The sequence below is a fragment of the Rhodococcus sp. NPDC057014 genome, from assembly GCF_042673295.1.
Taxonomy (GTDB): domain Bacteria; phylum Actinomycetota; class Actinomycetes; order Mycobacteriales; family Mycobacteriaceae; genus Rhodococcus_F.
On record NZ_JBHUSF010000450.1, the window covers coordinates 1 to 5,625 of the forward strand.

General features: G+C 66.6%; 5 protein-coding genes. 4 read left to right on the forward strand and 1 reads right to left on the reverse strand.

The features are described 5' to 3' along the window. The first annotated feature begins 67 nt into the window (after positions 1–67). Positions 68–871, forward strand: a complete 804-nt coding sequence (locus ACFTZB_RS42440) for an IclR family transcriptional regulator (RefSeq protein ID WP_378441466.1) — start codon at positions 68–70, stop codon at positions 869–871. 84 nt (positions 872–955) lie between these two features. Here ACFTZB_RS42440 and ACFTZB_RS42445 read toward each other — a convergent pair whose 3' ends face one another. Beyond that, positions 956–2,338, reverse strand: coding sequence for an MFS transporter (locus ACFTZB_RS42445; RefSeq protein ID WP_378441468.1), 1,383 nt, complete (start codon positions 2,336–2,338; stop codon positions 956–958). Between the two features lie 400 nt (positions 2,339–2,738). Here ACFTZB_RS42445 and ACFTZB_RS42450 point away from each other — a divergent pair, with 400 nt between their 5' ends. The 3 genes from ACFTZB_RS42450 (at position 2,739) to ACFTZB_RS42460 (ending at position 5,557) form a co-directional block, all read left to right on the forward strand. Next, positions 2,739–3,611 carry a fumarylacetoacetate hydrolase family protein gene (locus ACFTZB_RS42450; protein ID WP_378441471.1) on the forward strand — a complete coding sequence of 291 codons (873 nt, stop codon included), beginning with the start codon at positions 2,739–2,741 and terminating at the stop codon, positions 3,609–3,611. Between the two features lie 68 nt (positions 3,612–3,679). Then, positions 3,680–4,759, forward strand: a complete 1,080-nt coding sequence (locus tag ACFTZB_RS42455; protein ID WP_378441473.1) for an alcohol dehydrogenase family protein — start codon at positions 3,680–3,682, stop codon at positions 4,757–4,759. A 54-nt stretch (positions 4,760–4,813) separates the two neighbouring features. Continuing rightward, the gene (locus ACFTZB_RS42460) at positions 4,814–5,557 is read left to right on the forward strand and encodes an HpcH/HpaI aldolase/citrate lyase family protein (protein ID WP_378441475.1); all 744 of its coding nucleotides are present in this window, start codon (positions 4,814–4,816) and stop codon (positions 5,555–5,557) included. Positions 5,558–5,625: the final 68 nt, after the last annotated feature.

A 5,625-nucleotide genomic window follows, 5' to 3' on the forward strand; every position in this document is an offset into this window, starting at 1 on the left:
GCGGTAGAGTGGTCGTGTAAGCGCGTACCCGAGGGTGTGGTGCGCACCGACACGACGAAGGGGTGGCATGAGCGAAGTACCCGAACCGACGGAGATGACGAACAAGTCGGTGACCAAAGCGGTTCGGCTGCTACGGGAGTTGGCCGCACACCCGCGCACCGGTGCCACCGTCACCACGCTCGCGAAGGGCGTGGGGATCTCCCGGCCCACCGCGTTCCGTCTGCTCTACAGTCTCGAACGCACCGGTCTCGTCGACCGGATCGACAACAACTACATCCTCGGCTGGGAAATGGCCCGGCTCGGTCGGCGCGCCGACCCGTACGCCGGTCTGGTCGCACGCGCGCAACCGCTGCTGCAGGAGTTGGCCGACAAGTTCAACGAGTCGGCGACCCTGTCGGTGCCGAATTCGCACGACGGCCTGGACCTCATCGCCGAGGCCTCCGGCTCGCACGTGGTCGGGATCATGAGCCGCATATCGACTCACATGGTCGGCCAGCAATACCCGCTGCACGCCAGCTCCACCGGCAAGGTTCTGCTCGCCGAGATGCCGCTGGACAGGGTGCTCGCGGTGCTGCCCGAGACGCTCGAGGCATTCACGTCCCACACGATCACCGACCGCGCCGTTCTACTCCGGGAGCTCGACCAGGTCCGCGAGCAAGGGTTCGGCATCATCGACAACGAACTCGAAGAGGAACTGATTTCGCTGTCGCGGCCGGTGCGTGACTCCTCGGGCACGCTGGTGGCGATCCTCACCCTCAACGGCCCCCGCTACCGCTTCGGGCGCGACCGCATCCCCGAGGCGCTCCAGCAGATGCAGGCCATCGTCGAGCGCCTCGTCGAGGTGTTCTGGCAGGACGCGGCGGGCGAATAGTCCCGCCGATCGGCCACACCGTGTGAAGCACCGGGAACCGGAGCCCTGGCACGGACTCCGGTTCCCAGTGCTGTACGCGACGGGTCAGGTTCGAACGGGCTGACCGCCGCGCGGGGCCGAGGTTTCACTGAGGTTGCGGCCCATCGTTTCCGGGGCGAGGACCTGGGAGACCGCCGCACCGACGATGCAGATCACCGCGGCGATGATCATCGTCACTCCACTGCCGAGGTTGTGCATCGACCACGGCAGCAGGAACGTGCCCAGACCCGCACCGACGCGGCTGAACGCGGTCGCGAAACCGGTTCCCAGGCCGCGGGTCTCGGTCGGGAAGATCTCACCCGGGTAGACCCCGGTCAGGGCCGTGGACATGGCGTTGGCGAACGCGAAGACCAGGAAGCAGATCAGCACGACCGCGGGCGGGGCGGACGACCACAATCCGATGATCAGCAGGACCACCGCGCAGACCCACTGCTGCGGGATGGTCAGTTTCCGGCGGCCGACACGTTCGATGAGCAGGACCGACACCATGACACCGACCAGGGCGAGGCCGTTGACTCCGATGGCGCCGACGAGTCCGTCGCCGAGACCGTAGCCCTCCAGAACGCTGGCGGCGAACGTGGCGATCGCGAAATACGGTGCCACCGCGCAGAACCAGAACACCGAGATGAAGATCGTCGCCCGGCGGTAGGCCGGGGAGAACAACATCCCGAACGTGCCCTTGCGGGTGCCCTCGTTGGCGATGTCGACGACGTCCGTCGGGTCCTCGAGGTAGGCGTGGGCGATCTCGGTTGCCTCGTCCGTGCGGCCCTTGTTCATCAGCCAGCGCGGTGATTCGGGCATACCCAGCCGGGCCAGGAACAGGATCACCGCCGGAACTGTGCTCGAGCCGAGCACGATACGCCAGTCGAGCGACCACACGGTGGTCATCAGGAAGCCGGCGACGAAGGCGAACATGAAGCCGACGTACCAGGCGACCTCGCAGTAGGCCAGCAGTTTGCCGCGCAGCCGCCGAGGGGCGAATTCGGAGAGCAACGGCCAGCCGACGGAATAGTCGGCGCCGATCGCGATGCCCATCAGCAGCCGGACGGCGAACAGTTGCCAGGCCGAGTCGACGAAGAACTGCATCACCGATCCGAGGATGAAGATCGCCAGGTCGATCGCGAACAGCGGCTTACGGCCCAGTTTGTCGGCCAGCCAGCCCCCCAACGGGCCGCCGACGAAGATGCCGATGAGCGCGGAGGCGCCGATGAGCCCCTCCCAGAACAGCGACATCTCCAGGTCGAGGGTGAGGGCACCGATGACGGTGCCGATGATGCCGAGGATGTAGCCGTCGATGAACATGCCACCGGCGATCACACCGGTCAGCTTGACCAGGAATCGTTTCTTGTCGACCGGACCCTGGTCGGCCTTCGTGCCGACAGGTCCGTCCTCATACTCTCCGACGGAATCCGTGTTGGTAATCGTCACCAGGTCACTCCTTGCTGGTGCGCGTCGGCATGACAGCCGACGTGGACGGTGCGAATGCCGTCCGGGGCGGGGAAAGGCGGGGATGAAGTGTGCAGGCGTGCCGGCGACAGCAGGTCAACCACCGACATTGCATTCGTTCAATAAATGAACGTCACGCTCAAAATTGTGACATGGACCTCATGGGCCGTCAAGACCCCGCCTCGTCACAGCCGCGACCAACCGTCCCGACCCAGGGCCGATGCTTGCCAAAGCGGCATCGCAGGCCTTGACAAGCTGTGACCCGGCCCGCACTATCGTCAAACACACACAATGAACGGACTGTTCAAATAGTGACGATCCGCAGGCACCCGCTCCGGTCACCGGAATCGAACACTCGGAACAGACGACGGGAGAGTTTCAGGTGCGGTTGATCAATCTCGATGGCCGCCTCCAGGTGTCGACGCGCAGCGGCCTCGTCGACGTCGAGGCGGAAAGCCACGGCTACTTTTCCGCCCATCCGCAGAAGATCTACGCGCGGTGGGCGGAGTTCGTCACCTGGTACACGGGCAACCGAGACAGGGTCACCCCGGCGCACCGCGATGGGATCGACCCGGGTCGGCTCGGTTCGCCGGTGCCGTCGCCGCGCCAGGTGTTCGCCGTCGGCCTGAACTATGCCGACCACGCGGCGGAGTCCGGTGTGGAACGGCCAGAGTCACCGGTGATCTTCACGAAGTTCGCCTCGGCGATCTCCGGCCCGGTCACCACCGTCCCCCTCCCCTCGGACACGGTGGACTGGGAGGTCGAACTCGTGGTCGTGATCGGGCGAGGTGGCCGCGACATCCCGGCCGATCGGGCTTGGGAGTCGATCGCGGGATTGTCTGTCGGACAAGACCTGTCCGACCGCGGGCGGCAACTGGCCGGCCCGGTTCCGCAGTTCAGTCTCGCGAAGTCGCACCGAGGGTTCGCCCCGATCGGACCGGCGCTGGTGACGATCGACGAGTTCGCCGATCCGAACGATCTCACGCTCGAGACCCGCATCAACGGCGAACTCGTCCAGTTCGGACGTACCGCGCAGATGATCTTCCCGGTGCCGGCGCTGATCGAGCACCTCTCGCACACCCTCGAGCTCTACCCCGGCGACGTCGTGTTCACCGGCACGCCCGCCGGCGTCGGGGTGGGCCGGACACCGCAGCGGTTCCTCGGTCCCGGCGACGTGCTGCGCAGCAGCATCACCGACATCGGCGAACTCACCCAGACCTTCGTCGCCCGCGAACCACTCGCCGCACCGGTGTGACCGGGATACACCGGCCCACGAACACATCCGATCGACATCCGAAGGAGCCAACCTTGTTGCCGGAAAACATGACCGCAGTTCTCCTGACCGGGCACGGAGGACTCGACACACTCGAGTACCGCACCGACGTCGCCGTCCCCCGGCCCGATCGAGGCGAGGTGCTGATCGAGGTCGCCGCCGCCGGCATCAACAACACCGACATCAACACCCGCATCGGGTGGTATTCGAAGGCGATCGACTCCGACACGAACTCCGGTGGCGCGAGCGGATTCGAGTCCGTCGACGACGACGATGCCAGCTGGTCGGGCACGAACCTGAAATTCCCCCGGATTCAGGGCGCGGACGTGTGCGGGCGCATCGTCGCGGTCGGTGACGGCGTCTCCCCCGACCGCATCGGCGAACGGGTCCTCGTACGCACCATGCTGCGCAGCTACGTCGACTACCGACCGTACGAGTGCTGGACGTTCGGCAGCGAATGCGACGGCGGCTTCGCGCAGTACGCGGTGGCTCCGGCCCGGGAAACCTTCGCGGTCGACTCCGAGTGGAGCGACGCCGAACTCGCGGCGCTGCCGTGCGCCTATTCCACAGCCGAGAACATGCTGCACCGCGCCGCGGTCGGTGCCGAACGCGTGCTGATCACCGGCGCATCGGGCGGTGTCGGCCTCGCTGCGGTGCAACTCGCCAAGCGCCGCGGCGCCACGGTGATCGCCGTCTGCTCGCCCGACAAGGCGGCCGAGGTGAAGGCGCAGGGCGCCGATCGGACCATCGAGCGGGGCGTCGATCTGATCGGGGCGCTCGGTGCCGGCTCGGTGGATGTGGTGGTCGATCTCGTCGTCGGACCACAGTGGCCTCAACTGCTCGACGTGTTGCGCACGGGTGGTCGCTACACGATCGCCGGTGCCATCGGCGGGCCGATCTCCGAGATCGACCTGCGCACTGTCTACCTCAGAGACCTCACGCTGTACGGGTGCACCTTCCAGGACGACGCCGTGTTCGAGAACCTCGTCGGATACATCGAGCGGAATGAAATCCGTCCGGTCGTCTCGGCCACGTATCCGTTGTCCGACATCGTTCGTGCGCAGGAGGATTTCCTCGCCAAGAAGCACATCGGAAAGCTTGTGCTGATTCCACCGACACCCCAGAAGTGACCGGCGGCGTTCACCAAACCGCCGCCCGCATATCCCCGAATGGAGTACCCCGCAATGACCTCGACCTCGACCGCGCCGTCACTCGGAGCGTGGCTGACGCTCGACTCCGTCTTCGCTGCCGAACTGATGGTTCGGACTGGATTCGATTGGGCCGTGATCGATTTGCAGCACGGCGCACTGGGAACGGACGCCGTCGTGCCCCTGCTCTCGGCGGTGCAGGGCGCCGGCGTCGAGGCCTGGGTGCGGACGCAGGCGACGAACTACGCACAAGCCAACTGGGCGCTCGACATGGGTGCCGACGTCGTCGTCGTCCCGCAGATCGGGTCGGCCGCCCAAGCACGTGAGGCGGTCGGTTTCTGCCGATACGCCCCCGAGGGACACCGCTCGTGGGGACCGGTTCGGGCAGCGTTGCGCCCGGCCACGGCGCCCCGCCAGCGGGTCTACCTGATGATCGAGGACACGAACGGCCTGGCCGAGGCCGAAGCGATCTGCGCGACACCCGGACTGGACGGGATCCTGATCGGCACGGCAGACCTCACCCTGTCGCTGGCCGGTTCCGCCACGGACGTCCTGGGCGGGGCTACTTTCGATGCCGTTCGCACAATCGTGGAGGCGTGCACCCGCCACGGACTGGACGTCGCCGCCTACGGGGGAAGTCAGGAAATGACGACAGCGTGCGCCGACAACGGAATCCGGACCGTCGCTCTCGCCGCGGACTACGAACTGCTTCACGAAGGCGCGCACGCGGCCGTGGCGCTGGCACGCGGAACATTCGCAGCCGAGGGTGTCCGCGCCTGACCTCGTGTTGCCGTGACGGGGTGCCGGAACAGATACGCCGCGTCGGGGTGAGTCGCAAGACTCACCCC